Source organism: Anabaena sp. 54, assembly GCF_017355725.1.
GTDB classification, from domain to species: Bacteria; Cyanobacteriota; Cyanobacteriia; order Cyanobacteriales; family Nostocaceae; genus Dolichospermum; species Dolichospermum heterosporum.
This window is the reverse complement of record NZ_JAAVWA010000019.1, coordinates 45355-71547: the sequence shown is the minus strand read 5'-3', so window position 1 is coordinate 71547 and position 26193 is coordinate 45355. Positions and strand designations below refer to the sequence as shown.

The following is a 26193-nucleotide window of genomic DNA, read 5'->3' as shown; positions in this document are numbered from 1 at the left end:
TATTATTTGGAAAGATTTTATCAAGAATTTTGCCCAAATAGCCGCAATGATGATCCGCCATGCCCTAGAATCTGATTTACCCGCCATTGTCGCCATTTACAACGCTGCTGTTCCTAGCCGCATGGCTACTGCTGATTTAGTACCTGTGTCTGTGGAAAGTCGTTTGGCTTGGTTTCAAGGACGAGTCCCCTCAAAGTTCCCCCTGTGGGTAATGGAAACGGAGGGTGTAATTGCTGGATGGTTGAGTTTTCAATCATTCTACGGTAGACCAGCTTACTATGCCACAGCGGAAATTAGTATTTATATTTCCCCAGATTTTCAAGGACGTGGTTTAGGAAAACAACTTTTAGAAAAAGCCATTCAGGAAAGTCCTAACTTAGGTTTAAAGACTTTAGTGAGTTTTATTTTCGCGCACAATCAACCCAGTTTAAAGTTATTTGCTTGGTTTGGCTTTCAAGCTTGGGGAAATTTACCGAAAATTGCTGATTTAGACGGAGTGGAACGGGATTTAATGATTTTGGGTTTGCGGGTGATGTAGGCATGAATTATGCTCAATTTGTTGATAATCATTAGGTGTATCAATATCAATTGCCCCCAAAGGAAAGGGAATACTAAAAACTTCATTATAGTGGTTTCTAATTAATTTCTTCGCGCCTATATCTTCACTTAAATTTGCTAATTCTGAAAAAAAACTCTGATTAAATAAAACGGGTACACCTAATGTATTTGCATATTCACAAGCAATAATAGGTTTCTTTGTATTATAGTATTTTGAGACTAAATTATTGATAATGTCAGCCGAAAGAAATGGCTGGTCACAAACAGTAATAACTACTGCATTTATATTTTTATAATCAGTGATAATTGATGAAATTCCTCGACGAATTGAAGAACTCATTCCTAAATGCCAATCTGGATTTTCAACTATTTTAATATCAGATTCGCTAATTTGAGAACGGATATTTTCTGCATTTGCTCCCAATACTACTACTATAGGTTTGCACACCGAAGCAACTGCATTTTCAATTGTATGCCTTAGTAAGCTACTTCCTTGATAGGGTAAGAGTTGTTTCGGTCTACCCATGCGAGTTGATGCCCCTGCGGCTAAAATAATTATAGCAATATTTGATTTAGTCATTGTTCAATTTTAATTTCTTGCATCTGATTTCGAGAGTAAATTGGTTCATTGCGATCTTTTAAAAAACCACCATTACGACTTTTAAGTATAGCTTGAATTTCTGTAATTATAGATAATGCTATTGTTTCTGGTGTATCTGCACCAATATCTAAACCCACAGGAGTATATAACTTTTGTAATAGTTCTGGTGTTTGTTCTATTCCTTCAGTTAGTAAATCATTTAATAATCTTGCAGTTCGCTGTTTTGATCCTAAACAACCTAAATATTTCAAATTAGATGGTATTAGCAATTTCAAAATTTCTAAATCATCAAAATAATTATGATTCATGACCACAGCAATAGTATTTTCTTTGATAGATATATGTTGATGAACAATTTCCCGATGAGTTAGAATCACGTTATTAGCCATCATAAAACGTTCTTTGGTTGCTTCAATAGCACGACAATCAATAATAGTAACTTGCCAACCTAAAGCTTTAGCAAACTCTGCAACTGGTACAGCATCACGACCTGCACCAAAAATAATTAGGTGTGGGGGAGGCTGAATGAATTCAATAAAAACATTAACTTCACCTGATAAAAGTTGATATTTATGAAAACTTGAATATTGATTTTTTAATGCCGATTTAACATCTTTAATTAAGGATTGAGTTAAACTAGATTCAGCAATGTTAGTATTTATATTCCCGTCAGAATTGAGAATTAATCGCGCTCCTAACTGGACATTAATATTACCCTCAACACTAAAAATAGTGGCAATAATTCCTGGTTTTTGATTGTTAAAACATTGATGAATAAAAGTTAATGGATTAAGTGAATCATCTTGATAAAGACACTCAATCAAAACATCTACCACACCATTACAACCCAAACCAAATCCCCAAATAATATCTTCATCAGCATTGGTGTCATAAGTAACCAGTTTTGGCTGACCATCTGTGATTAAGCGAGTATGTTGAAATACATCATTTTCCAGACAACCACCACTGATAGTTCCCACCATTTTACCTGTTGACGTGATCAACATTCGCGCTCCCGGTTGACGATAGCTAGAACCTTGAACATTGACAACAGTTGCGAGAAAAACTGGTTCACTATTGTCTTGACTGTCTAAAAATGCTGTAATAATAGAATTTATCTCTTTCATATTTTTGCAGTATCCTCATTTGGGAAACTGGTTTAATAAATTACGTCAACCACCCATCACTTCCCTTCGGGTAAGTGAGGGCTTGTAAAAGCCTAGTTGACCTTCGTAATCACCTCATCCTCAAAACCACAAATCAAACAAAAATCCGGCGTTGCTGAATCGAGGTATGAAATTTCCAAATTGAACCTTTAAAAATCTTACCTTTGCGTCTTTGCGCCTTTGCGTGAGACTAAAATTCATACCCTTAATCAGCAACGCCAAAAATCCTAAAGCTCTCTCTGCGACTCTGCGCCTCTGCGTGAGAAAAAAAGAAATTGATTCCCACACAGAGGCAAAACACACAGCTAAATCAACTTATCCGGCGTAATTGGTAACTCACGAATCCGTTTACCCGTAGCATGATAAACAGCATTAGCGATCGCTGGTGAAACACCCGTAATGCCAATTTCACCCACACCACGCACCCCAGCAGAATTAAAATTCAGATCAGGTTCACCCACAAAAGAAACTTCAATGCGGGGAATATCTGCATGAGTTGGGTAATGATAGGTAGCCAAATCATAAACCACCGGATAACCGATATTCGGATCAAACTGGCAATCCTCCATTAAAGCGTGACCAATCCCCATAATTACAGCCCCCCGCACTTGAGAAGCGGCAGTTTTAGCATTCATCACCTTGCCAATATTCATCACAGACACCCACCGCGTCACCTGTAAGCGGCCGATTTCTTCATCTAGGCTGATTTCGCAAAAATGTGCGCCCCAGGACTGGAAAGCCCATTTTTTACCTTCCTCACCTGGTGCAGAAGAACCCGTCGCTTCAAAAGCAGCCCGTTGGGACTGACGCAGACTTGTAAACGCCTCTTGGGCAGTTTTCGCTTGGGCAGTTTTCAGCACCTCCTCACAGGCCGTCATCACTGCTGGTATAAGACTTGCCGTCATTTGCGAACCACCAGCCATACCACCGTTAGGGAATAAAGAATCACCCAATTCCACCCGCACCTTTTCCACTGGTAGCCCTAAAGCATTGGCCGCCGTACTGGCAACAATGGTATAAGCACCCGTACCCATATCATTACCACTGGTGAGAACATGAACAGTACCATCTGCTAATAACCTGACTTTTACCGAAGCTGAACTTCTTAAACCGGGAAAAGTGGAAGCAGCCATACCCCAACCGATGAGTTTACCGTCGCGGGTTAGGGAACGGGGTTTTTGAGTTCGATTTTCCCAACCAAATTGTTTTGCACCCACCTGCAAGCATTCGGCAAAATGTTTTGCAGAGAAAGGTAAACCCCGGCTTTGATGTTCTTTTGTTTCGTTCTTTAACCGTAATTCTACGGGGTCTATGCCCAATTCCCAGGCTAATTCATCCATTGCGGACTCTAAAGCATACAAACCGGGATTTTCCCCAGGCGCTCGCATAAAGGTAGGTGTACCAATATTCATGACTCCTATTTGTTGCAAAGTTCGCAAATTCGGAGTAGCATACATTGCCGGGGTAATACCTGTACAGGGTTCAGCAAAAACATCTACAGGGGAAGTATAAGATTTTGCTGTATGTTCAATTCCCTGCAAACTACCATCAGTTTTAGCAGCTAAACTAATAGTTTGCTCAGTTTGCGAACGGTGTCCCGCATTTGCTGTCATTTGTCGCCGACTGAGAACCACTTTCACCGGACGCTGAAGTTTTCGCGCTGCTGCTGCACAGAGAATAGCGTGTGGCCAGGGAAAGGCTTTAGAACCAAATCCTCCGCCTAAAAATGGCGTAATAATTCTTACCTGTTCTGGAGCAAGTCCAAATAATTCTGAATATGTGCGTTGGCTACCCCCTACCCACTGAGTCGGTTCATAGACTGTCAGGGAGTTGGAATTTTGCCACTGGGCGATAATGGCATGAGGTTCCATGGGTGCGTGGAGTTCCGTCGCTGTTTTGTAGGTAGCGGTAATTTTCGCTGCTGCACCTGCCATTGCATCCGTTGAATTACCAGTAGCAAAACTACCCTTGGCAAATTTCAAGTCTTCCCCAAACATGGAGGGAGCATTTTTTAAGGTAACTTTTTGGGGATCTAAAATTGGTTTTTGGCTAGTATATTCAACTTTAACTAAATGTGCTGCTGCCTTTGCTTGTTCAAAGGTTTCTGCTACTACTAAACCGATAATTTGCCCGGCATAATGAATTGTGTCATCTGCTAAAGGTAGTCGCGCTTCGTAAATTTTGGAGTTAATGAAATTATTACTGGGCTTAGAAATTTTGGGGGCATTTTTATGGGTGAAAATGGCAATTACACCGGGATATTTTGCTGCTGTTTGGGTGTTGACACTTTTTATTTTTCCACTGGCAATACTAGCAGTTATTAAATAACCATGAACTAAATTTGGTATTTGATGTTCGGCGGCATAGGTGGCTGTACCTGTTACTTTTGCCTGTCCATCTTTACGGTTAATATTGGTTGTAGTTATTTTATTCATGCTATACCTCCTCCTTGAGCCGAAACCGTGAGAGCGCGACGAATTGCCCGTTTTGTTAGTTCAATTTTATAACCGTTATGAGCTAAAGGTTTTGCTCCCTGTAAAGCGATATTTGCCGCTTGGGTAAATGTGGAAATATCTGCCGTTTTACCAATTAAAAACTTTTCTGCTTCTACTGCTTGCCAAGGTTTATGGGCAACGCCACCCATTGCTAAACGAGCATCTTTGATTTTTTCCCCAGCAATTTCTAAAGCAGCCGCTACAGATATTAAAGCAAAAGAATAGGAAGTGCGATCGCGCAGTTTTAAATAAACTCCTGATTTCGCAAAAGCTAAAGGTGGTAAAATCACAGAAATAATTAATTCTCCTGGCTGTAAATTACTATCTTTTTCTGGTGTATTTCCTGGCAAGCGATGGAAATCTCCAAAGGGAATTTGTCTTTTACCTTGAGGTCCTTCGACTTCTACCACCGCATCTAAAGCCGCCAATGCCACACACATATCAGAAGGATGAACTGCGACACATTGATCACTTGCAGCGAGTATTGCGTGCATTCGATTTATCCCCGTTGCTGCTGGGCATCCAGTTCCTGGCTCACGTTTATTACAAGCAAAAGCAGTATCGTAATAATAAGGGCAACGAGTTTTTTGTAAGAGATTACCACCGACTGTGGCCATATTGCGAATTTGTTGAGATGCACCAGACAGAATTGCCCTAGTTAACATCGGGTAATCACGGCGAATATCAGTATGATCAGCTACAGCCGTATTTGTCACCAACGCCCCCAACCGCAGACTACCATTAGCCATTTTTTCGATCTTCTGCATTTGTAGGCGGGAGATGTCAATTAGTTGTGATGGCTCGTCCACAAAGGCTTTGAGACGATCAACTAAATTTGTACCGCCACCAATAAACATAGCATTTTGGTCAGCAACGGCTCGGTTGACGGCATCTTTTACCGTGGTAGCGCGAATATAAATGAAGTTATTCATTATACTGATACTCCCTGGCATTCACTGGTAATGATATTTGCCATTGGCGAAGGAGGTTTTTGGCCAATTGCTTGTTGAACTGCGGCGACAATTCCGTTATAAGCACTGCACCGACAAAGATTCCCACTTAATCGTTCTTTAATTTCCGCTGTCGAGAGTTGAGCTAATTGGGGAGGAGCTTGTAAATCGGAGGTGACTGCACTAGCACAACCGCGTTTAACTTCCTCCAGTAGTGCCACAGAGGCGCAAATTTGCCCTGGTGTACAGTAACCACACTGAAAGCCATCGTTGTCAATAAAGGCTATTTGCATGGGGTGGAGAGTATCCCCGCTGGCTAGTCCTTCAATGGTGACAATTTTTTTGCCTTCCTGCATGACTGCCAAAGAAAGACAAGAATATACTCGTTCACCATCAATCAGCACAGTACACGCGCCGCACTGTCCATGATCACAGCCTTTTTTACTACCAACTAATCCTAAACGTTCCCGCAGGGCATCCAGGAGGGTCACACGCGGCTCAATAATGAGGGGGCGTTGCTCACCATTAACATTGAGTGTTATATTCATCTCGCCGTTGCCTCCTAGAGTAGTTTCTTTGGCTGCACTTTCTTGAGTCAGCAATGCAGGAACAGTAATAGCCGCCCCGGCTGCGGTGAATGCTTGTCCGAGAAACCCACGTCGGGATGTTTTCCCTGGTTTCTGGTTAGATTGTTCCATAATTGGGAATTGATAACAATATTACTGATGATATAGCAGGAGTCATGATGTAGGAGCGCAGAGTCAAAAGAGATCGCACTCAAGGGGGAAATTTTACTTCAAGTTTATGGAATGAATTAATACTGTCACTTCCACAAACATCCTCTAAAAGGTAGAGAATCTCAAAATCTAAACAGTTCCACCCATACCTTCGATAAATGTATCAATAAATAACTGGATTTTTTCGGAAACGCGCTCAATAGTTTTTTTCATGGTTCTCAACAAATCGAGAATATACGCCACATTAATCTCATCTCGATGAATTAATTCTAGTTGGGCTTCGGTTTGGGTGGTCATGGTTGATATTTTTTACACACAAGACTATTTTAATATAAAGAGTTATGATATTTATATGGAAGTAAAGCATCATTTTCTTATAATTGATGTAAATATTCTTAATTTATGACTAAAAAAGTAAAAGAAGTAATTAAATTACTAGAAAATGATGGATGGGTACATATACGAACTACGGGTAGTCATAGACATTTTCGGCATCCAAATAAGCAAGGGACTGTAACTGTTCCAGGAAAATTGTCTGATGATCTTAAGTTAGGTACGCTTAATAGCATTTTTAAACAAGCTGGTCTAAATGGAGATAATTAATTATGATCGCTCTAACTCCGAAAACTATAAATTATATTGTGATAGTCGAAAAAGCTGATAACAATTTTTCGGCTTATGTCCCTGATTTATTAGGATGTGTAACTACTGGTGAATCAATTGCAGAAATTGAAAAAAATATGAAAGAAGCTATTATTGGGCATTTAAAAGTAATGCGAGAATATGGTGATCCTATTCCTGAATCATCCTCTATCTATGAACTTGATAGTCCTGCAAGTATTATTCTGCAAGTAAGTATTCCTATAGGTTTTTAATCTTGACTCTGGCATATTTCATGCTTTGCAGTTGGGTAATTAAGTCTGCTTCTAGTTGGGCTTCGGTTTGGGTGGTCATGGTTGATATTTTTTAAGTATGAGAGACTATTTTAATATAGCAATCCTATTTGAGTTTTTTAATCATCTGTTGGCTTCCACACCCGCACAAACTCCTGAATGATATAAAACAGCATCCTCAAAATCAGAAAAATCTGAATTTATCGCTGCTTTCAATATAACATCATTAACTTCTGCGATCGCAAATAAATTAAGCAATTGATTAATAGAAACCTTGGCTGACTGCTTTCCTATTGATTTAGCTAACAAATAATCAATCGTAGTTATCGTTGTCGCACAAAGCGCACAAAGATAACCCTGAATGACTTGCTGCTCAACGGCATTAAATAAATTAATAGATAAACTGGCAAAAGGTTCACGCTCTAGTAAAACATCAAGAACAATGTTTGTATCAAGTACAATTTTCAAAGATACTTCTCCTCTAAATGTTTTTTATAGTCCGCTACATCAACATGAGAACCTTTCAATATACCAACTAGCGAACTGCTTGCAGCAGCGCTTCGCTATCGCGTAATTGGCAAAATTTCATCATTGCTAGTTTCTGGTAACAATTCTCTCTGTTTAACTAATAAATCATGGGTGGCTCGTTTTCTTTGCTCCTCTAACAAGATTTTTTCCACAGCTTTCTGTACTAATAGCTGCATATCAGGCATTTCCAAAAGTTGTTTACCCAACTCATCAGGTAACTCAATTTTAACTTGCATAAAATCCTCCCTTAAAACGGCGGTTTAATCCCTAACTCATCACAGAATAATTTAATTTTAGCATCCGTGACTTGTGATGAACTCGGAAAGCATTAATTGAATCCTAAGTAAGCGCAATTGCAATACTTCTCGTGCTAGTAGTTGTTTTGAGCGTCTAGGGGGATATTTGACTATCCCTTTTAAGTTAAATCTTAGAGAATCTGCGTGTCTTCAGACCGCAGAGTGTCAAGAAAACCGGAGATTTGTAGGGGTAAAGCAAGAGCTTCATTGGTGTCAACTTAACGTAAAACATCTATCCCGCAAAGAACTCAACTCGTCTCATTCCCCTGCTCTGACTGGGAATGAATTCTAGAAGGCTCTGCCTTCAATGATATTAGAGGCAGAGCCTCATCAACTGCATTCCTAGTCAGAGACTAGGAACGAGATGTGGTAGGGATTTGAGCTTAAATTGACACCTATGAAGCTCTTGCTTTACCCCTACCCATAAAATCAAGTAATTAAGCCGTGTTGAGTATAAGTTATGAGGTATTCAAAGGGTTAAGTTCCTTTTGAGACCACGATAATGTTACCACTACCAACAATCTAATTGAGATTTTTGTGAGCGATCGCTCATTTACCTGTCAAAATAAATTTGATTGACATAAAAGTCTTTTCGTTAGGGTTAGGAGTCAAGTTACAGTAATCATCACACCTGCACTTTCATTCCCTAATCTATCCACAGCACAGACTGCATAAGTTCCCGGTGGAACTGTCGCAAAGGTAGTACCAGCGGATAAAATGCGTTGAATTATCCAATTATTGCTATTTTGCGAATATAGAGTCCAAGAACGCACAGGTTGATTATCTCCTGCTTCCCAATTTAATTTTCCATCCATAAACTTGAGGTTTTTGGGAGGTGGTGGCGTGATGGAACTTTGCCATGACATAGTGGGAACTAAGGCAGGTGTGGGATAATCGGTTCTAAATTGGTCAGCAATGCCTTGACGATTTTCTTGAATGCCAGTCATGCTGAAAAAGATATTACCCAAAGATAAACTACCTGCTAAATTCCGAGAAATCTGAATCTGCTTGGCAATTTCGCTGTTTTTCCATTCCTTACCATCTAGTTGTCCGAGATTGTTACCTGCATAGACATGACGCTGTTTGGTATTAATTTCTGTCCACCATTTCAGCAAAGTTTGATAACCTTGTTTGGTTTGGTCAGTCCGCCAGTAAAGTTGAGGAGCAATATAATCTATCCAGCCTTGTTGTAACCATTTTTTAGAATCTGCATAGAGAACATTATAGGCATCTAACCCGACAATTCCCGCAGGTTCTCCAGAACGATAAATACCAAAAGGACTAATTCCAAATTTCACATGAGGTTTGGTGGCTTTGATTCCTTGGGAAAGTCGCAATACCATTTGATTGACGTTTTCCCGTCGCCAATCTTCTAAACTCAGTTTACCGCCACTGGCTTTATAAGCTCCGTAGGTTTTATCATCGGGAAAAGGTTTACCAGATATGGGGTAGGGGTAAAAATAATCATCTAAATGAATCGCATCTAAATCATAACGGCGGACAACATCAATAATGACGTTGTATGCTCTGTCTTGAACGATTTTTGCACCGGGGTCCATCCATAGTTGACTACCCCATTGATAAACAACTTCGGGATTTGTCACGGCAATGTGGGGACGAACGTTAGGAACTTGACTGTTAGCTCTAGCGCGGTAAGGGTTAAACCAGGCGTGTAATTCAATATTGCGTTGATGACATTGGGCGATCGCAAATTCCAAAGGATCATAAAATGGTGATGGTGCTTTTCCCTGCGTTCCCGTTATCCAAGCACTCCAAGGTTCTAACTCAGAAGCATATACAGCATCACCTTCCGGTCTGACTTGCAAAACTAAAGCGTTGAAATTCAAAGCTTGTAACTGTTTAATAATCGCCACCAATTCCGCTTTTTGCTGTTCCACAGACAGTCCTGGCTTAGAAGGCCAATCACTATTCCACACAGTCGCAACCCAAGCACCTCGAAATTCTCGCCGATGATTTACTTTAACAGTATTGGAGGTTGTCGGTTTAGGTATGGTTGGGGGAACAACAATATAATCAGAAGGAATTTTTTCCGCTTTTCCCAAATACACTAAAGCCTGATAAACCATCACTGCCACATCTGCACGAGTAGCGGCTGTTTTATAATTTAGTATTTTGACGTTGGGATAATTCACCACCCAACTAGCACGGGTCGCCAAACCTATTTGATTAATTCCATAGTAAGGAATTAAAGATCCATCTTGATAAATTTCTGCCAGTTTACTCACTAAATCCAGGTCAACTTGACCAGCAATTCCCAAACCATTGACCATTGCGACTAAAGCATCACCCTTAGCAATACTTTCATCTACCCCAAACAGCTTGTTCGGATAACCCGTCAAAAATCCAGTTTCATAAACTTTCTTAATCGCGTTTATTGCCCAATGGGTCTGGGGAACATCTCCAAAAGGGATATATGCACGTTTAACTGGTTGGGAAAAAACTGAAGCGATAATGGCAGCAAATTCAGCGCGAGTTACAGTGTTATTGGGGCGACAAGTTCCATCAGGATAACCGCTGATAATTCGCCGTGCTGCTAAAGCTTCTATAAATGGTCGGGACCAATGATTTTGAATATCGGAGAATGTTATGGGAGTAGATACCATATTTAAGGAGATAGTTACATCTTCTGTTAATCTAGCAATTTTTAAGTCATAGCTGCTAATTTTCTAGCAATGCAGTCAGACATATAAGTTTTTTAAATCTCTCTTCTGCAAAAAAATCACATTTCTATGTTTGTTGAGAATATGCTCGGTTAATTCTCAAGATTATTGAGAATGAAATCAATAAGCTAACGATTTTACTAGGGTATTGACATCTGGAAATTTTATGCTATTGTCAAGATATAGAATCTGGAAGTTTTCATATCTAAAAATTAGCGTTGCGGAAGGAAAGAATTTTTTGCACGCAGAGACGCAGAGGCGCAAAGAGTATAAAGTTTTATTTTCTGAATTTTATTGACTATGTTTTGTGATATAGTAATCACGACTTGACAAGTAATACCAGTTAACGTCAGTAACCCAGCCTTAAAGGGACTGGGCTTGCAAGAGTAATCAAGCAAGCCGTACTGACCAGACCACCCTGAGTTTACTCTCATGGTAGCCGTTATTTGAGTCACGACACCCTGGAATGCGAAGCCAGTTCCCTGCTCTGTCGCTTGTGATTAAACAGTTCTAAGGTCACTGGAACAGTGTTGCAAGCTTAACAAGCTCTTATAACAGGTCGAGGCTAACATTACCCCAGAAATGGGAGTTGGTTTCCAGATTCCAATCAAAAATCTGGTTTCAATTTTAATATCCACAGCGGTTAAAACCGCTCGTGTCGTTTCCCTCTCAGGGAGCCAAGCCACGCTCGTTTCCCACTTACCGGGTATTCTTATGAATAATCGTCAGTTGCTAGAAGTTAGCGAGTATGTATGTTTGGGGTTATCAGTATTAGGAACAATAGTAGCGACAGCGACGCAACAGGTGGTTTATGCGGTTATTCCCCTGAGTTTAAGTGTAGCTTTAAATTTAGTTAATCGTCCTAAGTTTAATTATTCCCAATCACAAATTGAGCAATTACAAACAAGTTTGCAAAATATCCCTGAAGAATTTTACCAAGTTGAAAAAACCATGAATACCTCTAATCAACGTTTAGAACAAATCGAAGATTGGAGACAACAACTCAGCCAAATTATTGACCAAACTATTGAAAGTGCTATTAATGAACGTTTGGGAAAACTTGAAGTTTACAAACAGGAAATTAGTCAAGTTATTGACCAGGAAGTTCAAATATCAATGCAAATTGTCAATAATCGGTTACAGCAATTAGATATTTCTCTAGAAAGTTTAAATTCTACTGTTGATAAAGATGAATATTTGAGAAATATTGCAGAATTGAAAACTGAATTATCACAAATTAATCAACAGCTACAAGTCTTTAATTCTCGATTTGCAGAAATTGAAACTTCTATCAAAAATGGCAATGAAAGCAATCAACAGCAATTAGCAGAATTACGTGACAGTCAAGAAAATCAAAGTCAGGAATTTACTCAGATTCATCAACAAATCGAAGTTGTTAATTCTCGATTTGCAGAAATTGATAATTCAACCCAGAAATTGCATCAGACAATTTTAGAACAAAACCAATCAATAGGTGAGATTAAAGAAACTCAAAAAAGTGAAATTTCCAAAAATAATGACATCCTTGATTCTATTAACCAACGGTTGACAGATGGATTAACAGAATTAGATAGTTTATTCACAGCTTTGGTACAACCGTTACAGGTTGAAAATAAATCAAATTCGCAAACAAATTCAATACCGGAAACAGCAAGTCAAGAAAGAGAAGGAATTCCCACAATTAATAACTTAAATCCTATTAGCAATTCTATTAACAAATCGTTGAAAATATTAGATGTATTAACGGAATTAAATACTTGGTTTAACCCGTCACAGTTAGCAAATGAATCAAGTATAAAAGAATCAGATAATTATCAAGAAACACTAGAAGTAATTCCTACCACATCTTCATCAAATGACAATACCGAAAAATTAGTATTTATTGGTACTCTTAAAGGACATAAAAATAAAGTTCTCTCTGTCGCTTTTAGTCCAGATGGGAGATTTTTAGCAAGTGGTAGTGATGATACAATAATTAAATTGTGGGATTTAGCAACTCAGCAACATCGCACCTTTGAAGGACATGGGGAATATTCTTGGTCTAGAGGGATTAATTCTCTAGCTTTTAGTCCAGATGGTAAATTTTTAGTAAGTGGCAGTGATGATACAATAATTAAATTATGGGATGTAAATCTAGGAATAGAAGTTTTCACTTTTACAGGACATGAAGAAAGAGTTAATGCTGTCTCATTTAGTCCCTTGGGAAAAATTTTAGCAAGTGGGAGTAAGGACAAAACAGTTAAAATGTGGTCATTAGAAACAGGAAAAGAAATTTACTCTTTCAAAAGTCATACCGATGATGTTTTATCTGTAACTTTTAGTCCCGACGGTAAACTATTAGCTAGTAGTGCAGGTGGTAATGATAAAACTATCAAGATTTTACAATTAGCTGAAAATAAAGTGAAAACATTAACAGGACATTCTGATTGGTTTGGAGGGATTACTTCTCTAGCATTTAGTCCCGACGGAAAAACTTTAATTAGTGGTAGTCAAGACAAAACTATTAAACTTTGGAATCTAGAAACTAGTCAAGAAATTAAAACCTTATCAGGACATTCTGATCATATTTGTTCCGTTGCATATAGTCCCAATGGACAAAATTTTGCGAGCGCTAGTAAAGATAAAACAGTGAAATTATGGTCAGTCGCTAGTGGAGAAGAAATTTCTAGTGTCAAATGTACTGATTCTGTAATTTACTCAATTGCTTTCAGTCCAGATGGTAAAATATTAGCTGCTGGAAGTGGAGATACAACCATTACTCTGTTTCCCATAGCATAAATTTGATTCTACAGGTAGGGTAAAGCCTGAGCTAAACCCTTACACCTCTAGGTTTTGAGCGTTGCTAATAGCCATATTGAAGTAGAAAAAAGGAAAATTAAAAATCTTCACCTTTGCGCCTTTGCGCCTTTGCGTGAGACTAATTCATACATTCATTCACCAACGCCATAATCAATAAAACCGGGGAAATCTGCAATAGTAAGGATTATTTAAATGCTGCTATATTTAAGAATTGAAAATTTTGCCTTAATTGATCATCTGGAATTAGATTTTGGTGTAGGTTTAAATGTATTAACAGGGGAAACCGGCGCAGGAAAATCAATCATATTAGATGCCATTGATGCCGTTTTGGGTGGTAAAGTCTCTAGTCGGGTGATTAGAACTGGCACAAATCGCGCTATCGTGGAGGCGACTTTTAGCGTTACTCCGCCCCTAGCAGCTTGGTTGAGTGAACAAGAAATTGATTTAACCGATGATCATGCTGTGATTATTAGTCGGGAAATTGCCACCACTACTAGTAATATCCGCAGTAGATCAAGAGTAAATGGAGTGCTGGTAAATCGCCCCTTAATGGCAGGATTACGAGACAGTTTAGTAGAAATTACAGCACAAGGACAAACGGTACAGGTGGGACAATCTGCCCAAGTTCGAGATTGGTTAGATTTATATGGTGGTGATGCTTTATTGCAAAAACGCCAAAATGTTGCCGCTGCTTTTATTCTATATCAACAAGCCCGACAAGCACTGGAAAAACGCCGGACATCAGAACGGGAACGGCTGCAACAATTGGATTTACTCACCTATCAAGTGCAAGAATTGGGTGCGGCTAATCTTGATGATGCCCAGGAAATGGAACAATTAAATCAAGAACGGGACCGCCTGAATCATGTTGTGGATTTACAACAAATGAGTTACAAAGTTTATCAGGCTTTGTATCAAGATGATCAGGAAACTCGCACTGCTGCTGATTTATTAGCCGATGGAGAGATGACATTAACTCACATGGTGGAGTATGATCCTCAATTACAATCTCTCTTGGAATTGGTGCGAGATGCAGTGGCAGCGGTAATGGAAGTGGGGAGACAAATTAGTATTTATGGAGAAGGGTTAGAAGCAGATCCGCAACGGTTGGAAGAGGTGGATGAACGGATACGGGAATTAAAACAAATTTGTCGCAAATATGGACCTACTTTAACGGAAGCGATCGCTTATTATGAACGTATTCAAACTGAATTAGCTGAATTAAATAATAGCGAACAATCTATCGAAACTTTAGAACAACAAGAACAATTATCTTTACAAGCACTCCAGCAAGTTAGCCACCAATTAAGCCAATTACGTCAGCAAACTGCGGCTAATTTAGAATCTCGGTTATTAGCCCAACTCAAGCCGTTAGCAATGGATAAGGTGAAATTTCAAGTAGAAATCGTCCCCATTACCCCCGCAGCTACGGGTGCAGATAAAATTACTTTTATGTTTAGTCCTAACCCCGGTGAACCTATCCAACCATTAACAGAAATTGCTTCTGGTGGAGAAATGAGCCGTTTTTTACTAGCTTTAAAAGCTTGTTTTAATCAAGGAAATGAAGTAGGAACAATGATATTTGATGAAATTGATGTGGGGGTTTCTGGTAGAGTTGCCCAAGCCATAGCGGAAAAATTGCACCAACTTAGTCAAGGACATCAAGTATTATGTGTAACTCATCAGCCTCTAGTTGCAGCAATGGCAGATCGTCATTTTCGCGTTGATAAATTAGTAATTAATAAAGCCAGAAATAGTAATGATGAACAGCGGACTGTTGTGAGAGTAACAAGTTTGGATAATTTAACTACCCGACGGGAAGAATTAGCACAGTTAGCCGGTGGTAAATCAGCAAATGAAGCAATTTCTTTTGCTGAATCTTTATTATTACAAGCTGCTAATCATCGAGAAAAGAGAAAATAGATGGTGAAATTGTCAGAAGTGGCTAACGCCACGCTTCGCTATCAGGATGTCCAGGATTTAATAAAGTCATCCTCTCAATTATTCTATTATCTATCAGACAAGTGGTAGCATTTGAAAAACTACAATTTCTAAATCGGGAAAATCTAAAGGAGATATTTTTTGCTGTTCTGTGATAATTGCTTGATTTTGATAACCTTCTGTTGTGGGATTTCTAAATACAATTAATTCGCGTTTCACTACATCTAACACCCAATAATCCTTAATTCCTGCTTGAGAATAAGCTTTAGCTTTGATTTCTGTATCTAGTTTTAAACTACTATCTGCAACTTCGATAATTAAATAAACTTCTGCTGGGGTAGGATGATGATCTGCATAGTCTAGGGGATCTATTTTCACCACAGCAATATCTGGTTCTGGTTCAGATCGTTCATTTAATTTTACAGGGTCTTGAATAGCTATGCAAGCTTTATGACCAATTCTGTTTTCCAACAACTTATATGTTCTACCCACTGCTGAACGGTGGGCTGTTCCTTTAGCAACCATCCAGATTATTTTCCCCTCTAATAATTCTACCCGTTCACTTGGTTCAAATATTCCTGCTTCAGCCATTCTGTGGTATTCATCAACAGTCCACAGCCGCAATTGTAAGGGTGATTCTGTGGTTTGCATAGTTAATTAAGGTGAATATTTATTTTCTATTACAATACCTTGTCCAAATTAGAAAAAGCCTTGATTTGTAGCGACTGTCTTGATTGTCAAGCGATCGTTAAGGAAAAATTTAAAGTCTAGGAAAAAAGTCAGAAAATAGAGGAGAAAAACAGAACAGAACAAAACAGGTAAATTATAGATTGCCATAAATTACCAAACTAGATTGGAGGTATAAAAACGACAGTAGAACTTTATGCAGAAATTGGTTGTGAGTCTTGAGAAATAGACCAAGGAAGATGATCTCGAATCATCGCATTTAAAATAACTAACATTTTATGAACGCAAGCAGTAATGGCCAATTTTTTGGGTTTACCACGTTCAACCAAGCGCTCATAAAAAGTTTTGATAACAGGATTATGACGCATGGCAACAACAGCACCCATATAAAGAATGGCACGAACATGGGCGCGACCACCATTAATCATGCGCTTACCTTTGTGCTGACCACTATCATGATTAATTGGTGCAACACCAACTAAGCGAGAGATTTGTTTGGCAGTTAATTGACCTAATTCTGGTAAGTCAGAAACTAAAGTGGTAGAAATTACTTGACCAATGCCAGGAGTAGTTTTGAGTAGATTGACTTTATCAATCCATTGTTGATTATTTTGGGTCAACGTCTCAATTTCTTGATTGAGTTGTTGAAGATGTTGCTCAAGATAATCAATATGGGATTCAATATCTGTCAAAGCTTTACCACGAGCGCGGTCACGGCGATTCTTTTCCGCTGTAGACATTTCTACTAATTGTCTTCGGCGACTAATTAATTCGCCTAATTGACGTGACATTTCACAATCAAAATGCTAACACCTCCGGTTTCATTGCTTCACCGAAATGCGCCAAAATCTGTGCATCAATGGCATCGGTTTTGGCTAACTTACCTGTAGCTTTAGCAAAGTCTCTTCCCTGACGAGGATTGATTAATGCTACTGGTAAAAGAGCCGCTTGCAATTGAATGATTAATTCTGTTTCTAGTCCTCCTGTTGCTTCCAGTACGATTAGGTTTAAATCGTTAGATTGAAGTTGCTTAACTAGATTAGCTATTTCTGTTTCAGTATTAGCAAATTGAAATGCTTTACCCATTGGACGGATATAAACATCAAGTGTTGCTTTACTTACGTCAATGCCTACCCATTGGGAGATATAATCCATTTTTAACTCTCCAATTTCAATTACTTCTTTTTAATTTGTTTTGTTTTTATTCATCCCCTTGATTTCACTCATCCTTGCACGATACGGGCTATATTATCTATGTCTTTGTTCATAGTTTTTACCCCAGGCGACTGTTCGAGTTCTGTCATGGAGATTGTTGTGGTGATCCTTGCTACAAAGCGGTCTTTTCTGACCCAGGTTGGGACGGTCTACCACTTCTTCTAACATACCTCTAAGATACAAGGTTGGGTTGAAGCATGAAACCCAACAAATGCGTTGGGTTGCGCTGTCGCTTAACCCAACAAAGCAGGAAATGGACAAGGTATTGCTATTATAGAATTATTTGTCTGAATCAGGATGTCCAGGATTTAAGGATTTACAGGATTTTTGTCTGAATCAGGATATCCAGGATTTCAGGATTTTCAGGATTTTTTATGAGATAATACAAATAAAGACACTGTGAACATACAATGGCTACTCAATTAATGGTTCAACCTTCGTCTTTAATATCTTCTGGTATGAAGATGAGTGAATTTGGTAATATTTATCTATTTAAATTTACCGAAGAACTACAGATACGTTTTGAAGAACTATTAGCAAAGAAAAAATCTGATAAACTGACTTCTGAAGAGGAAGCGGAATATGTAGGTATCTCGGAGTTACAGCGAATATTTACCTTAATTAATGCTCAACTAGCGGCTAAAAGTAAATGGTGTCCGAACCAACTCGACGACTTATAAGAAAACGAGCTAAATTTCTCTGTGAATATTGTCACTCTCCAGAATATCTGAGTCCTGATCGTTTTACTATTGATCATATTATGCCGCAGTCTTTGGGGGGTTCAGACGAACTGGATAATTTAGCTTTGGCTTGTCATCGCTGTAATGAGCGTCATTATAATTTTATAGTAGCTACTGATCCTAAAACTCAAGAGAAAGTTGCTTTATTTAACCCTCGTCAGCAAGAATGGTCAGAGCATTTTATCTGGACAAAAGATGGTATAAAAATTGTAGGTACAACGCCTACAGGAAGAGCTACTAGCGATCGCTTTGACTTCAATGATAAACGACGTGATGAGCCTTCTATTCAAGTTGCTCGGCGTTTTTGGGTAGAAGCGGGTTGGCATCCACCACTATCAGATCCACGTGAAGAATAAAAATCAATTTCCTTGGATGTTGACTCCGACAGAACAGGAAAGACGACAGAAGGAAAGGTTGATAGAACAGTTAAAAGTGCTTGCTGTGGAGACTGATTTAGAGTAATCCTTTCATTACTGTTTAAAAGTAAGTCCTTTCATCAAAATTAGAATCAGTAAGTATACTCTCTGCTTTAGTTCTAGAGAATGCATTAAATTAAGTAAAAATACTATTATCCTATAATGCTTAAACTGTTAAATTTTATATATGTCGTTTGCTACTTATAAAGTATAAATGAGCAACAACTCAGCCAATAAGCTAAATCAGCTATATAGTGAGATGTTTATCCTGCTACAAAAAGAGGAAAAACTCCGTAAGCAGACAGCAGAAGTTTTAGCTAAGGCTAAAGCTACTATAGACCCCCGCCGTGAATTTAACAACTGGCTTAAATCTTCCGAGGGTCAATCTTGGAAGAAGAAGCAATTTGATTATCAAGAATGTAAATGCGCTTACTGTGGTGAATTACTTAGATTTGCAGATACAGTTGTACATCATGTACTTCCTTTGAAGGAATTTGGCAATGCTGCAAATAAACCTGAAAATTTCAAATTACTTCATCCCAGTTGTAATCTTACTATCGGAACTAAAATAGTTGAATTTTAACATATGTCAGGAGTAATTATTTATGGCTAGTAAGGAACAACTTATCAAGGAAGTAGCCCAAGAAATCAAATGGACTCAAGCAGATGTAAAGAGAGCATTAGATGAGTATGGTGATGTTCATACAAAAGAGGATATTTTAGCTTGTTGTCTGCGTTTTGCCGGACCAGAACTCAAAAAACGAAATTATCAAATAGGCTCTCTTAAAAAAGTAAGTAAGAATGATCAAGAAATTATTAAACAGCTAACTGAACAGCTTATAAACACTCAAAACTTCTTCCAAAATCAAATGGTTCCTACTTTAAAAGCTACAATTACAGCACAAGCAGAAAGGATAGAAGAACTTCTTAAACAAATGCCTTGGGCTAGTTGAGGATAAAGGCTATGATCAATGAATTACCGATGTTAACAAAACTACATCTAAAATCTTTTGAACTTTCTGACTATTTAGTTCAACAGATTTTTAGAGGTTTAGAAGTGATGCAAACAATCAGTGGATTTAAAGAATATTCTGTTGCTGATGTCAGAGACTCCGTTGAAGCTAAATTATCAAATCCTAAAACTAAACCAGAGTCTCGTCAAAAACTACAGAAAGTTCTAGACTGGATTAATGGAGACTCAAACGTTATTAAGGTAGATTTTCTGAAAAATTTACCTCCGGCAAAGAGACTGGAAGTATTGAGCGAAAGAATTGATGAGTTAGAGAAAAAGGAAGAATTGTTATCTCTGAAAACTGACAAGTTAATCACCAAAGCTAACAAGGCTCTGAAAAAGTAGATAGATGATCATTCAGTTTCATACATGATTACCCTTAACCAAATTTAACTGATGATCTATCTATTTAGTTAATGATAGTCGTGGGTTGGGTTGAACGAGGCGAAACCCAACAAACCGCCCCGAAAATGTTGGCTTGATAAAACCAACCTAACCTACAAACTTCTCACAATGGAGTAAGTCGCCAGATTTCAGTCTTTGAATAAAATCAGTCTGCTGTGCTTTGAGTATTGTTGTCCAGTCCATTTGTCAAAACTCACCTTTATCTGACAAGGAGTATTTATTCTATTATTCCCTATTAAGCAGCAAAAAGCACTAATTTAGATCATATTGCAGTTTTTTGAGTCTAACCGAAAAGTATTGAATCCTCAAACCCTAAAAATACAACTCAAACAAACATCCTGCAAATCCTTTAATCCTGGATATCCTGATATGGCTTGCGCCACGCTACGCTATCAGACAATTTAATTTTATAATCCTAATTATCAATTGTTAATTACTTTTCCCAAAAGCGAAAATTGAAAGTTGCAGAGTCCCGACGGAAGCGCCGAGTAGGTTTTCTTTTGCGTCTTTTTGCACTTCTTTCACTCGGCTGTTCTGGATTTATTTCTTCCACAATCTCCTCTGATAATTGTGTTTGTAACGCCTCCTCACTTCTCCACCAACCAATAATCCAACCACCACCAACTCCAGCGATCGCACCGAATATAATACTCATAGGGGCTGAATAACCGAGGAAAAGGCAGCCCATCATAAAAAACAACCAATATTTTAATCCAGCATCAATGCCATCATTAGAGGCGACAGTAGCAGGTTCAGGATTATTATCATTGGCAAATGTGAACCACCCCAAGGTGACACCACCCATAATGGCTATAAATAGACTGAGAGGAACTGAAGCATTAGCAATTCTGGAGATAATAAATAAAAATAATCCAAATAACAATTGAGAAAGAAAGTTAGGAGAAGAAGAGAAAATATTGCCTAGTAGATTATTTTTTGGTGCCATAATGCTAGAAATCAGGAGAAAGAATAATTATATCTCGGTTATCTCGTTCCCAGTCTCTGACTGGGAATGCTATCACAGAGGCTCTGCCTCTACTATTTGAATGAGAATCCTATCATAGACATCTTGCCTTTACTATTATTGAAGGCAGAGCCTTTAGAGTTCATTCCCATACAGAGTATGGGAACGAGAGAAGCGCAATGCTAAACCCTAAGTTAACTAGACAAAAATTAAATCAGTTTTGATAATTGCGTGTCTAGCGGTTGAGTTGTATCCACAACTGTTATATAAGGTTGTTCTAGATTTGTAAATGGTTCAGATTGCTTGATTTGCGATGCTAATAAATCAGCGGTTGCGTCAGCAATATCACCAGTACGGTTCAGAAGTCGTTCTTTGATAACTTCTAGGGGTGCGGTACAGTTGATAATATGTACAGGTAATTGATGCTGTGTAGCTTGGGAAATAACTGTCTCCCGTAAATCCTGGCGATCATATTTGGCATCTAAAATCACAGACCAACCTTGATTAGCCAGTATAATTCCTAATGCTAATAATCGGCTATAGGTTTTTTGGGTCATTTCTGGCGTGTAGATTTCATCACCACCTTTTTCTAGGAGGGGAATTCCTGCTAAATGCTTACGCACAGCATCAGAACGGAGATGAACTGCGTTGAGTTTCCGCGCCAAATATTTAGCTGTGGTACTTTTACCAGCACCAGATAATCCTGACATTAAAATCAGTCTTCCCTGTTGGGGTTTGGTATATTCCCAGGCTTGACGGTAATATGCAGATGCGGTTTTTGCAGATTCTTCTTTGACCGCAACCGGGATATTAGGATCATCTAATAAAAAGGAATTTACTTTAGCTCGTACATAGGCTTGACGGCTTAAGTATAAAGGTAATACCTGTAAACCTTCCCAGTCTCCAGTTTGCTCTACGTAGGTATTTAAAAAGGCATTTCCTAAGTCTTTCCGTCCTCTGGCTTCAATATCCATGACTGTAAATGCTACGTCATACATGACATCCACAAAGCGGAAAGGCTCGTTGAATTCTATACAATCAAATAGCATAATTTTGTCATGCCAAAGAGCAATATTTCTGAGGTGCAAATCGCCGTGACATTCACGAATATAGTTATTGTCAATTCTGCTTTTAAATAGTTCTGGATGTTGGAGAAAGAAGTTGTCTGTATATTGTTTTGTTTCCTCAAATTGTTCTTTTGTTTGGGGTCCACCAATATATTTTTCAGCTTGTTGATAATTCTCATCAATTGCTAATCGGACTTGGGAGACTTCTCCAAAACTGCGAATATAATCGTTGGTCTCGGTGTTTGCATGATATTCAGCTACAACTCGTCCCAATTCTTCTAAGTGACTTTCTGACAAATTTCCACTGGCAAAAAGTTCACTAAATAGGGTTTCTTGGGGAAATTGACGCATCTTTACTGCATATTCTACGGCTTCTCCTGTGCCACCTAAATGGTATTGTTCACCTACTACGGTGATGGTAAGAACTTCTAAATATAATTCACCTGCACCTCTTTGATTTAGTCGCAGTTCTTCTTGACAAAAATAATGCCGTTTTTCTAAGGTGGAAAAGTCTAAAAAACCAAAGTTGGCTGGTTTTTTGAGTTTGTAAGCATAATCCCCGGTGAGGAGGACATAGGAAATATGAGTTTGAATTAGTTGAATTGGTTCTGTTACGGGATGGGGATAAAATCCTGGTTGTAACATTTGTGAGATTAAATTCGGGAGATTGGTTTCTGTCATTTTTATTGGTAATTGGTGATTGGTAATTGGTGATTGGTAATTGGTGATTGGTAATGGGAAAATTTCTGGACTGTTCCCTGTTCCCCGTTCCCTACTATAAATAATTTTTCCACAAAAAAACCAGGGCTAACCCTGGTTCTCTTCTTTATTACAGCAGATTGCGTACACAATCTAAATTGAAACCTATACACAAAGCCAGTTTTACTCCTGACTCTTGACTGGGCGCAGGCCCTGCGCCCCTACTTCCTGACTCCTGCTGTATTACCTGAATTTTAGCCTTTAACGCCAGCAAAAAAACTTAGGTGATAAGGTGTGCCTTTGGCTGGGTGGATCTGAAGTTCGCGGATTACGGTTGTACCAGTCCACTCTAATTCAGGAATGCTGAGTTCTATTTCGGTTTTGTTGGGGGTAACTTGCTTGAGCAGGCGTTCTACAACTTTAGCGTCAAGAACTAGAGCAATTGATTCAATCCCTTTGTGACCATACAAGTTGGCGGGAATTAAGCCTGAACGGCGCAAAGCTCTGGGTTTGCTACCTTCGGGACGGGGTTTAGATTCGAGTGCGATCGCCATATAATTTGTTAATTTGTTAATTGTTAGTTATTCGTTGTCTGTTGTCTGTTGTCAGTTATTTTGCTACTAACCAATGACCAATGACCAATGACCAATGACCAATGACCAATGACCAATGACTAAACAGGTGTACCGTTGGGTTGTAACAGTGCGCGTTTGGGACCGTGAATCGGGTCTTCGACAATGATAGTTTGATCACGACTTGCTCCCAAGGAAACAATTGCGATCGGCACTTTCATTAATTCTGCTAAGAATTTCAGATAGTCCAGTGCTTTTTGTGGTAACTCTTCCAGGGTACGACAGTGACTTGTTGAAACTTGCCACCCCGGTACAGTTTTGTAGATGGGACGACAACGAGCGAACTGACGAGCGCTGGTGGGGAAGTCTTCGCAGCGTTCACCATCAATTTCATAAGCCACACAAACATTGATTTCCTCTAGTTCATCGAGAACATCCAGTTTAGTGAGTGCCATGCAATCCATGCCGTTAATACGCACTGCATAACGCCCGATAACCGCATCAAACCAACCACAGCGACGTTTACGCCCTGTAGTTGTGCCAAATTCTGCACCGCGATCGCCTAGCAAGTCCCCAATTTCGCCATTTAGTTCTGTGGGGAATGGACCTTCTCCCACTCTTGTAGTATAGGCTTTGGATACACCAATTACCCGATCTATCATTGTCGGACCTAATCCACTACCAACGCAAGCCCCACCAGCGACTGGGTTGGAGGATGTGACGTAGGGATAAGTTCCATGATCCAGATCAAGCAATGTCCCTTGTGCGCCTTCAAACAAAATATTTCGTCGCCGTAAAACTGCATCGTAGATTTTCAATGATGTATCAACGACAAAAGGACGCAAGCGTTCTGCATAACCTAAATACTCCTCAATCACTGCTTGTGGATTCAAGGGTGGTAGATTATACAGCTTTTCTAAAATGGTATTTTTATAGTTTATCGTCCGTTCTAACTGCTCAGGCAGTCCATCGGTGTCCATGAGGTCTAACATCCTGATGCCTGTACGTTCCGATTTATCCGCGTAGGTGGGACCAATGCCTCTACCTGTTGTCCCGATTTTATGATTTCCCCGGACTTCCTCGGATGCCTTGTCAATCATGCGATGATAGGGCATGGTGACATGAGCCGTCTGAGATATCAACAGATTAGCCGTAGAAATATTTAATTGTTCTAGTTGTTCGAGTTCTTTGATCAAAACCTGTGGATCTATGACTGTGCCACAGCCAATGATACATTCGGTTTTTGGATACAAAATACCAGAGGGGATTAAGTGCAGCTTAAACGTCTGACCTTGGACTACGATTGTATGCCCAGCGTTAACTCCCCCTTGATAACGTACCACCACGTCTGCGGAGCGGCTGAGTAAGTCAGTTATTTTACCTTTTCCTTCATCGCCCCACTGGGCACCTATGACAATGACGTTAGCCAAGAGATTATATTAAAGGGTAAAGTTTCCACAAATTACAATTATTAGCAGATTTCATATCTTTTGTCAAGAAATTTGTCATAAATTCAATGAGTAAGCACAAAAAGGAGACAACAAAAGATGTTTTTCGGTTTCTCTCGAACTGTGACATACTGAATACTTTTAACCGCGACACTCCCTGACATCTGAGATATCGTGAATGTCCAGTACAACATTACCAACTGAGTTGATGAAGGTGCATTGGTGTCAACTTAAGCTCAAATCCCTACCACATCTCGTTCCTAGTCTCTGACTAGGAATGCAGTTGATGAGGCTCTGCCTCTAATATTATTGAAGGCAGAGCCTTTTAGAATTCATTCCCAGTCAGAGACTGGGAATGAGATGAAAAATTTCCGGGTTATTTAGAGAAATCCACAAAAAAGATGATCCTAGTGCTTACGCATTGACAAAGTTTTCTAAATATGTAATGTGGATTTTATCTCTTGTAGGGTGCGTCAGACCCAATAATTTAGTGAGGGACTTCCAAGAAATAATTATCCTGATTAACGAACCACGGAGGCGCAGAGGACACAGAGGAATAAGGGTTTGAGAGATTTTTGCGTTAGGTGGTTTATCGGTTGTCAAGAGATTGCTTCCTTTCACTCGCAATGACAACTCATGCAGCACAGGTTTATTAGAGACTTCCAATCAAAAAAATATCCCAAAATTTCTTGTGGTGCGGGACGAATTGCCCGCTAATCATCAAGGACGGGCAAGGATGCCCATCCCACAAAATTGGATCATTTTTTTTGCGGAGTTCTCTTAGTCATCTTCAGATGACTTTTGCTATTAGACTGGGAATTCATTCCCAGGCGGGCTAAAGGTTTTAGCACATCTTTAGTTGGTTTTTAGATGGGAGTGGGGGGGCTCGAACCCCCACGACCTTTTACGGTCAACGGATTTTCATTCTCTTGTAGTTTTCACTACTACTTAGGTGCTAAAGCAATCATAAGTTTTGAGAATTGGACTCTCCCTTTACCCTCGGCTTTACGTTAGGGTAGCTCCCGTCGAGTCTCTGCACCTTCCCAGTCAAATATTTTTCTGGGCTTGGCTCAGGATTGCCATATCTATAAATAGATTTAGGTTTCCCTGAGTTTGAGAGCTGCCACTTGAAAGATTTCTCTATCAAGGCTCAATTCCTTTAAGTCCGTAGCGTCTACCATTCCGCCACACTCCCGTAAGGTTGTTTACTGTTTTGAGGCAGTATTTACCCTCTTGTCTGTTATACCACTAATTGCTTTTTTTTGGCAAGTAGATTTTAAAATTTTATTTGCTAACGCTAATATTTGACATTTAGCACCGAAA

The 26193-nt window shown here is 39.1% G+C and carries 24 protein-coding genes and 1 pseudogene; 10 read left to right on the top strand and 15 right to left on the bottom strand.

Going from position 1 to position 26193, the window contains the following annotated elements; genetic code table 11:
• Positions 1–46 precede the first annotated feature (46 nt).
• Complete coding sequence (locus HEQ36_RS16930; protein ID WP_053540787.1) at positions 47–538, top strand: GNAT family N-acetyltransferase; 492 nt, start codon at positions 47–49, stop codon at positions 536–538.
• Here the strand turns inward: HEQ36_RS16930 and HEQ36_RS16925 are convergent.
• From HEQ36_RS16925 to HEQ36_RS16900, 6 genes are all read right to left on the bottom strand, one after another.
• Positions 509–1138, bottom strand: a complete 630-nt coding sequence (locus HEQ36_RS16925) for an NTP transferase domain-containing protein (RefSeq protein ID WP_168635813.1) — start codon at positions 1136–1138, stop codon at positions 509–511. The genes HEQ36_RS16930 and HEQ36_RS16925 overlap by 30 nt on opposite strands.
• A complete protein-coding gene (locus HEQ36_RS16920; RefSeq protein WP_053540789.1) occupies positions 1135–2286 on the bottom strand; it encodes an XdhC family protein in 1152 nt (383 codons plus the stop codon). The genes HEQ36_RS16925 and HEQ36_RS16920 overlap by 4 nt, the downstream gene beginning before the upstream one ends.
• A gap of 344 nt (positions 2287–2630) precedes the next feature.
• Complete coding sequence (locus HEQ36_RS16915) at positions 2631–4760, bottom strand: xanthine dehydrogenase family protein molybdopterin-binding subunit (protein WP_168635814.1); 2130 nt, start codon at positions 4758–4760, stop codon at positions 2631–2633.
• Positions 4757–5752, bottom strand: coding sequence for a xanthine dehydrogenase family protein subunit M (locus HEQ36_RS16910; protein ID WP_168635815.1), 996 nt, complete (start codon positions 5750–5752; stop codon positions 4757–4759). The genes HEQ36_RS16915 and HEQ36_RS16910 overlap by 4 nt, the downstream gene beginning before the upstream one ends.
• Positions 5752–6468 (bottom strand): 2Fe-2S iron-sulfur cluster-binding protein, encoded by a 717-nt coding sequence (locus tag HEQ36_RS16905; protein ID WP_168635816.1) that lies wholly within the window; start codon positions 6466–6468, stop codon positions 5752–5754. The genes HEQ36_RS16910 and HEQ36_RS16905 overlap by 1 nt, the downstream gene beginning before the upstream one ends.
• A gap of 168 nt (positions 6469–6636) precedes the next feature.
• Positions 6637–6804, bottom strand: a complete 168-nt coding sequence (locus HEQ36_RS16900; protein ID WP_152608971.1) for a hypothetical protein — start codon at positions 6802–6804, stop codon at positions 6637–6639.
• Positions 6805–6909: 105 nt separating this feature from the next.
• Here HEQ36_RS16900 and HEQ36_RS16895 point away from each other — a divergent pair, with 105 nt between their 5' ends.
• Both HEQ36_RS16895 and HEQ36_RS16890 read left to right on the top strand, forming a co-directional pair.
• Entirely contained in the window at positions 6910–7110 is a 201-nt protein-coding gene (locus HEQ36_RS16895; RefSeq protein ID WP_027403175.1) for a type II toxin-antitoxin system HicA family toxin, read from the top strand.
• Between the two features lie 2 nt (positions 7111–7112).
• Entirely contained in the window at positions 7113–7382 is a 270-nt protein-coding gene (locus HEQ36_RS16890) for a type II toxin-antitoxin system HicB family antitoxin (protein ID WP_205748497.1), read from the top strand.
• Between the two features lie 141 nt (positions 7383–7523).
• On the opposite strand, the gene HEQ36_RS16885 is transcribed toward HEQ36_RS16890, so the two are convergent.
• The 3 genes from HEQ36_RS16885 to HEQ36_RS16875 form a co-directional block, all read right to left on the bottom strand.
• Positions 7524–7868 carry a PIN domain-containing protein gene (locus tag HEQ36_RS16885; RefSeq protein ID WP_168635817.1) on the bottom strand — a complete coding sequence of 115 codons (345 nt, stop codon included), beginning with the start codon at positions 7866–7868 and terminating at the stop codon, positions 7524–7526.
• Between the two features lie 95 nt (positions 7869–7963).
• The gene (locus tag HEQ36_RS16880; RefSeq protein ID WP_053540795.1) at positions 7964–8164 is read right to left on the bottom strand and encodes a hypothetical protein; all 201 of its coding nucleotides are present in this window, start codon (positions 8162–8164) and stop codon (positions 7964–7966) included.
• Positions 8165–8832: 668 nt separating this feature from the next.
• On the bottom strand, positions 8833–10848 hold the full coding sequence (locus HEQ36_RS16875) for a family 10 glycosylhydrolase (protein ID WP_168635818.1): 2016 nt from the start codon (positions 10846–10848) through the stop codon (positions 8833–8835).
• 771 nt (positions 10849–11619) lie between these two features.
• Here HEQ36_RS16875 and HEQ36_RS16870 point away from each other — a divergent pair.
• A complete protein-coding gene (locus HEQ36_RS16870) occupies positions 11620–13683 on the top strand; it encodes a WD40 repeat domain-containing protein (RefSeq protein WP_168635819.1) in 2064 nt (687 codons plus the stop codon).
• Positions 13684–13896: 213 nt separating this feature from the next.
• Entirely contained in the window at positions 13897–15627 is a 1731-nt protein-coding gene (recN, locus tag HEQ36_RS16865; RefSeq protein ID WP_168635820.1) for a DNA repair protein RecN, read from the top strand.
• Positions 15628–15720: 93 nt separating this feature from the next.
• Here recN and HEQ36_RS16860 read toward each other — a convergent pair whose 3' ends face one another.
• Together HEQ36_RS16860 and HEQ36_RS16855 are read right to left on the bottom strand one after the other, a co-directional pair.
• Positions 15721–16296 carry a Uma2 family endonuclease gene (locus HEQ36_RS16860; RefSeq protein WP_027403170.1) on the bottom strand — a complete coding sequence of 192 codons (576 nt, stop codon included), beginning with the start codon at positions 16294–16296 and terminating at the stop codon, positions 15721–15723.
• Positions 16297–16526: 230 nt separating this feature from the next.
• A pseudogene (locus tag HEQ36_RS16855) lies at positions 16527–17487 on the bottom strand (IS110 family transposase).
• A 470-nt stretch (positions 17488–17957) separates the two neighbouring features.
• On the opposite strand from HEQ36_RS16855, the gene HEQ36_RS16850 reads away from it, so the two are divergent.
• The 5 genes from HEQ36_RS16850 (at position 17958) to HEQ36_RS16830 (ending at position 20060) form a co-directional block, all read left to right on the top strand.
• Positions 17958–18227, top strand: a complete 270-nt coding sequence (locus HEQ36_RS16850) for a hypothetical protein (protein WP_027403169.1) — start codon at positions 17958–17960, stop codon at positions 18225–18227.
• Positions 18197–18643 (top strand): HNH endonuclease signature motif containing protein, encoded by a 447-nt coding sequence (locus tag HEQ36_RS16845; RefSeq protein ID WP_290708103.1) that lies wholly within the window; start codon positions 18197–18199, stop codon positions 18641–18643. Before HEQ36_RS16850 ends, HEQ36_RS16845 begins: the two co-directional genes overlap by 31 nt.
• A gap of 274 nt (positions 18644–18917) precedes the next feature.
• Positions 18918–19286: an HNH endonuclease signature motif containing protein gene (locus tag HEQ36_RS16840; RefSeq protein ID WP_096663727.1), complete on the top strand. Its 369-nt coding sequence runs from the start codon at positions 18918–18920 to the stop codon at positions 19284–19286.
• Positions 19287–19308: 22 nt separating this feature from the next.
• Positions 19309–19656, top strand: a complete 348-nt coding sequence (locus HEQ36_RS16835) for a hypothetical protein (protein WP_168635821.1) — start codon at positions 19309–19311, stop codon at positions 19654–19656.
• An 11-nt stretch (positions 19657–19667) separates the two neighbouring features.
• Entirely contained in the window at positions 19668–20060 is a 393-nt protein-coding gene (locus HEQ36_RS16830; protein ID WP_096663721.1) for a hypothetical protein, read from the top strand.
• A gap of 493 nt (positions 20061–20553) precedes the next feature.
• Here HEQ36_RS16830 and HEQ36_RS16825 read toward each other — a convergent pair whose 3' ends face one another.
• The 4 genes from HEQ36_RS16825 to HEQ36_RS16810 form a co-directional block, all read right to left on the bottom strand.
• On the bottom strand, positions 20554–21066 hold the full coding sequence (locus tag HEQ36_RS16825) for a hypothetical protein (protein ID WP_168635822.1): 513 nt from the start codon (positions 21064–21066) through the stop codon (positions 20554–20556).
• Between the two features lie 227 nt (positions 21067–21293).
• Positions 21294–22832: an AAA family ATPase gene (locus tag HEQ36_RS16820; RefSeq protein WP_168635823.1), complete on the bottom strand. Its 1539-nt coding sequence runs from the start codon at positions 22830–22832 to the stop codon at positions 21294–21296.
• 272 nt (positions 22833–23104) lie between these two features.
• Positions 23105–23404: a 50S ribosomal protein L25 gene (rplY, locus tag HEQ36_RS16815; protein ID WP_168635824.1), complete on the bottom strand. Its 300-nt coding sequence runs from the start codon at positions 23402–23404 to the stop codon at positions 23105–23107.
• Positions 23405–23523: 119 nt separating this feature from the next.
• The gene (locus tag HEQ36_RS16810; protein ID WP_027403163.1) at positions 23524–24852 is read right to left on the bottom strand and encodes an adenylosuccinate synthase; all 1329 of its coding nucleotides are present in this window, start codon (positions 24850–24852) and stop codon (positions 23524–23526) included.
• Between the last annotated feature and the right edge of the window lie 1341 nt (positions 24853–26193).

What these genes read in the sequence shown, in the direction of transcription:
- HEQ36_RS16870 (WP_168635819.1), top strand. Translation starts at nt 11,620, where the DNA reads ATGAATAATCGTCAGTTGCTAGAAGTTAGCGAGTATGTATGTTTGGGG.
- rplY (WP_168635824.1), bottom strand. Translation starts at nt 23,404, where the DNA reads ATGGCGATCGCACTCGAATCTAAACCCCGTCCCGAAGGTAGCAAACCC.
- HEQ36_RS16850 (WP_027403169.1), top strand. Translation starts at nt 17,958, where the DNA reads ATGGCTACTCAATTAATGGTTCAACCTTCGTCTTTAATATCTTCTGGT.
- HEQ36_RS16900 (WP_152608971.1), bottom strand. Translation starts at nt 6,804, where the DNA reads ATGACCACCCAAACCGAAGCCCAACTAGAATTAATTCATCGAGATGAG.
- HEQ36_RS16905 (WP_168635816.1), bottom strand. Translation starts at nt 6,468, where the DNA reads ATGGAACAATCTAACCAGAAACCAGGGAAAACATCCCGACGTGGGTTT.
- HEQ36_RS16895 (WP_027403175.1), top strand. Translation starts at nt 6,910, where the DNA reads ATGACTAAAAAAGTAAAAGAAGTAATTAAATTACTAGAAAATGATGGA.
- HEQ36_RS16875 (WP_168635818.1), bottom strand. Translation starts at nt 10,848, where the DNA reads ATGGTATCTACTCCCATAACATTCTCCGATATTCAAAATCATTGGTCC.
- HEQ36_RS16925 (WP_168635813.1), bottom strand. Translation starts at nt 1,138, where the DNA reads ATGACTAAATCAAATATTGCTATAATTATTTTAGCCGCAGGGGCATCA.
- HEQ36_RS16930 (WP_053540787.1), top strand. Translation starts at nt 47, where the DNA reads ATGATGATCCGCCATGCCCTAGAATCTGATTTACCCGCCATTGTCGCC.
- HEQ36_RS16820 (WP_168635823.1), bottom strand. Translation starts at nt 22,832, where the DNA reads ATGACAGAAACCAATCTCCCGAATTTAATCTCACAAATGTTACAACCA.
- HEQ36_RS16825 (WP_168635822.1), bottom strand. Translation starts at nt 21,066, where the DNA reads ATGGCACCAAAAAATAATCTACTAGGCAATATTTTCTCTTCTTCTCCT.
- HEQ36_RS16915 (WP_168635814.1), bottom strand. Translation starts at nt 4,760, where the DNA reads ATGAATAAAATAACTACAACCAATATTAACCGTAAAGATGGACAGGCA.
- HEQ36_RS16830 (WP_096663721.1), top strand. Translation starts at nt 19,668, where the DNA reads ATGATCAATGAATTACCGATGTTAACAAAACTACATCTAAAATCTTTT.
- recN (WP_168635820.1), top strand. Translation starts at nt 13,897, where the DNA reads ATGCTGCTATATTTAAGAATTGAAAATTTTGCCTTAATTGATCATCTG.
- HEQ36_RS16910 (WP_168635815.1), bottom strand. Translation starts at nt 5,752, where the DNA reads ATGAATAACTTCATTTATATTCGCGCTACCACGGTAAAAGATGCCGTC.
- HEQ36_RS16890 (WP_205748497.1), top strand. Translation starts at nt 7,113, where the DNA reads ATGATCGCTCTAACTCCGAAAACTATAAATTATATTGTGATAGTCGAA.
- HEQ36_RS16860 (WP_027403170.1), bottom strand. Translation starts at nt 16,296, where the DNA reads ATGCAAACCACAGAATCACCCTTACAATTGCGGCTGTGGACTGTTGAT.
- HEQ36_RS16835 (WP_168635821.1), top strand. Translation starts at nt 19,309, where the DNA reads ATGGCTAGTAAGGAACAACTTATCAAGGAAGTAGCCCAAGAAATCAAA.
- HEQ36_RS16845 (WP_290708103.1), top strand. Translation starts at nt 18,197, where the DNA reads ATGGTGTCCGAACCAACTCGACGACTTATAAGAAAACGAGCTAAATTT.
- HEQ36_RS16880 (WP_053540795.1), bottom strand. Translation starts at nt 8,164, where the DNA reads ATGCAAGTTAAAATTGAGTTACCTGATGAGTTGGGTAAACAACTTTTG.
- HEQ36_RS16840 (WP_096663727.1), top strand. Translation starts at nt 18,918, where the DNA reads ATGAGCAACAACTCAGCCAATAAGCTAAATCAGCTATATAGTGAGATG.
- HEQ36_RS16920 (WP_053540789.1), bottom strand. Translation starts at nt 2,286, where the DNA reads ATGAAAGAGATAAATTCTATTATTACAGCATTTTTAGACAGTCAAGAC.